3 protein-coding genes are annotated in these 3,430 nt (G+C 62.0%); all 3 read right to left on the bottom strand.

Going from position 1 to position 3,430, the window contains the following annotated elements:
• Positions 1 to 113: 113 nt before the first annotated feature.
• Entirely contained in the window at positions 114 to 671 is a 558-nt protein-coding gene (locus AruPA_RS21400) for a tyrosine-type recombinase/integrase (RefSeq protein WP_265638756.1), read from the bottom strand.
• Positions 668 to 1,849 carry a site-specific integrase gene (locus AruPA_RS21405; RefSeq protein ID WP_265638757.1) on the bottom strand — a complete coding sequence of 394 codons (1,182 nt, stop codon included), beginning with the start codon at positions 1,847 to 1,849 and terminating at the stop codon, positions 668 to 670. The genes AruPA_RS21400 and AruPA_RS21405 overlap by 4 nt, the downstream gene beginning before the upstream one ends.
• Positions 1,850 to 1,951: 102 nt before the next feature.
• Positions 1,952 to 2,428, bottom strand: a complete 477-nt coding sequence (locus AruPA_RS21410) for a hypothetical protein (protein WP_265638758.1) — start codon at positions 2,426 to 2,428, stop codon at positions 1,952 to 1,954.
• Between the last annotated feature and the right edge of the window lie 1,002 nt (positions 2,429 to 3,430).

Here is a 3,430-nt window from a genome sequence, read left to right on the forward strand (position 1 = left end):
GTGCATGCTCTATGAATTGATCCCGAACATGCCGAAGCACCGGCTACTGCCCCTGATGCGGCGGTTCACGGAAATGCTGCGCAGCAGCGGCATATTCGGCAATTCCATGCCGGCTACGTAATGAGGGGATGAGTGAGCAGCGGAACCATTCGGGACTTCCCGAACTTGGAAGAACGGACGGTTAGGATGCCCTCGACCAAATCGACGTCGTCCAACGTGAGATTGAGCGCCTCGGAAATCCGCAGGCCGGTGACGCTGAGAAGTCCGAGCAGGCAGTGATAAGTATGGTTTGCCAAGCCGTCCTTGGCTGGCAGCGCTAACGCGGCAAGCAGGAGAGCTTCGATGTCTTTGTCCGAGTAGATGTAAGGCGCTCGCCGCTGATATTCGAATGGCAGGAGTCCCACGGGTATCAACTCGGTGCGCGGGTCGATTGCCGCGCAGTAGCGTGCGAAGCCGCGAACATATTCTAGCCGTCGAGCCCACCGGGCAGGTGGGACAGAGGTCGGGGCTTGCGCCCAGGCGAGCGCAAGCGCAGTCGAAATATACTCGGCCTGGGCCTCGTCCAGGAAGGCGACGAACGACGACAGCCCAGAGCCGTCGCCGACGAGCTTGAACCCGAGGGCGCGGCGGGTGGCCAAGTAATCGCGGAGTGCATCCCGCATGGCGCTCATGCCACACCTCCCGGCCAAGGCAGGCCAAGCGGGCGGAGAGCATCGAAGTCTACCTTGGCATAGATTCCCGTTGTCTTGGGATGTTGATGCCGAAGAAGGCTTCCAATCTCAGTCAGGGTTGCGCCGTGCCGGAGCATGTCGGTCGCCAAGGCATGGCGAAACTGGTGCGCCCCCCGATAGCGCGTCTTTATGCCGGCCCGGGAAATCGCCGCGGCGACGATCGTGCCGATCGTCTGGCCTGCTCCAAGTCCACGGATCGGCGCGGTCGCGCGTAAAAACAAGGCGCGGCAACCACGGATTGGACGGCCCCCTTGCAGGTATTGCGCGATCGCCTCGCCGACCTCGGCCGGCAGCGGCAATACCGCTGCGTGGTCTGCTTTGCCGACCACGGCAATGGAGCTGGCCTCCCAGTCGATGCTATCCAACGTGAGAGAGACAATCTCGCTGGAGCGCAGACCCAGGCGAGCCAACAGCATCAGAATCGCGTAGTCCCGCCGACCAATAGGTGTGTCGCGGGGGCAACTGGCAAGAACCGCTCGGAGGTGATCAGGGGCGATCGCCCTCGGAATGGCTGTCATCGACCAATTGGCGACGGTCGGAACCGCGCCGGCTAAATCGTACTGCGTCTCGCCGCAATAGCGGACGTAGCGGAGAAAAGAACGCAAAGCGATTGTCGCCGCCTTGGCCCTGGCCGGGCTGAGGCGGCGTGCCTGTTGCACCACGAACTGGATGACGTCCCGGCCTCGCAGTTTGGCCAGATCGACTGGTCCAGATCCGAAATGTTGGGATAGGAAGGTAGCGGCAAACGGGCAATATTGAACCACCGTCTTGACGGACAGCCCCAACTCCTTCCGCAGGTGGACCCCATAAGCTGCAATCGTCTGTTGGACCGGTGTCGGCGTGCTGGGCGTCGGCGCTGCGTCGCAAACGTCAAGCTGCCGAAGGAGATCAAACAACCGCCGCAATGCTGCGGCGGCTCCTTGCCGAAAAAAGCAGCACTGCGCCGGTTCATCGAGAAAACATCGGACGTGCTCGTCGGTCACCGCCTCGGCAGCAACCTCACGCAATTGAAGCCACAGACTGAACCGGGCGGCGGCCCGGACCTGCCGACAGATACCATGGCCTTCAAACCCCTGTGCATCCAACAGCCCGGCGAACTGGTCGAGATACGCCGCCAAAGGACCTTCGGGCTCCCGCGCCAGAGTCCATAACCTTCTCCTATTAACTTGCACTTTGCTCTCCTTCCAAGATTGGAAGGAGCAAGGCTATGCCGACTCAAGCTACCCGGCTTGCACGATTGATGCGGCTATCTCCTCGGTACTCGGCATAGTCCGGTTCGCGGCATAGTGGGCACTATGCCGAACTCGGCATAGTGCCCAGTCCACCTGTGCCTCGTCGCCGGGTAGCGTGCGCAGGCGCAGATAGGCTTCGGCTTTGGGTCGCGGCCGGTGAGCGGCAATCAGGTGGCGGAAGTGATCCGGGCGACCGGGATAACCGCGCTCGCGCACCATGACGTACAGGCGGCTCGCCGAAAGTTTTGGAAATTTCTCCAAGGTTTGGAGGATGAACGGGAGATAGGCGTCGATCTGCGAGGGCCGCCGCGGCGGCGTGGCCTGGGGCAACCCGGAGTGCTGCGCGATAACCCGCCGCACCACACCATGATGGATGTGCAATTGGGCGGCAATCGTGCCGATCTTCCATTTCTCGGCGTGATAATAGCGCAAAATCTGGGCCTCGATGTCAGGCGGCATAACCATGGCGCGTCCTCAAAGATCGTTGTCGCTATAAAAAGTCTCCCCGGCGACCGCGGCGGCGTAAAAATCGCTGGCGAACGAACCCCCCACATTGCCGCCCGCACCAATGGCAGTGCGTGATCGGCTGGCGGGGGCGCACGTCCATGGAAGCGGCGTCGCTCGCGGTCTCTGGTTCGACATGCGGCAGCAAATCATCGAGCAAGGGTTGGGGTGAACCATGATGCGTCACTTTCTTTCGGCGCGCCCGGTAGCGGTGTTGCCGCGCGGCATGCTGCCGTCGTCCGTTCCGCCCGCTTTGGTAGCGCCGTCCGGCCCGCCGCAGCGTCGCTTGGCGCGCGCGCCGGGCGCAGCTGCCCGCGCAATAAACCTGGCCGCGGTCGCAACAGCTACACACCACGACCTGGGTGCGGCAGGAGGCGCACAAGAAAAACCGTGCCGATGCAGCCTCGCCGTGGCCTGCAGCGCACAGAACAGGTGGACGAACGCCACGTTTGCCGCGATATTGCCCCTGCATGTGTGCTGCCCAGCACGGTGTGGGGCACGGCGCCGAGACGTAACCGCCAAGTTCAGAATCGGCGCCGTGCTTGCCCTTCAATCAGGGCAAATCTAGCCACCAGCACTCGTCCGAGTCACCCCGGCATCTTCCGACAAAGCAACTCCCGCCCACCCGCTTTCACGCCGGCCGCGTCACCGCGACAGCACGCCCGAAGCCAGATTTACGCGGGTTCAGACAGCCATCGACAACTGGCGCGATGTGAACAGAATGCGTCTTCCCCTGATTGTAAATTCGCTTGCAATAACGACCCCCTGAGGGGCGAAAATCGCGTCCAATTTCGACCCCTCTGACGTTTGATGTCAGCACCCTCCTTAACGCTCGCAGCGGGCGTGAGGAGGCTAATTGGGGGATGATTGCAGTGGATCGGATTGGTGAGATACGGCGGGCTTATTTTGATGAGCGTGTGTCGATCAAAGAGATTGTGCGCCGGCTATCGGTATCGCGGTCGA

Source organism: Acidiphilium sp. PA, from assembly GCF_026191915.1.
Taxonomy (GTDB): Bacteria; Pseudomonadota; Alphaproteobacteria; order Acetobacterales; family Acetobacteraceae; genus Acidiphilium.

Bases quoted from the DNA above. Each gene is read 5' to 3' on its own strand.
- AruPA_RS21410 (WP_265638758.1), bottom strand. From the start codon at position 2,428: ATGGTTATGCCGCCTGACATCGAGGCCCAGATTTTGCGCTATTATCAC.
- AruPA_RS21400 (WP_265638756.1), bottom strand. From the start codon at position 671: ATGAGCGCCATGCGGGATGCACTCCGCGATTACTTGGCCACCCGCCGC.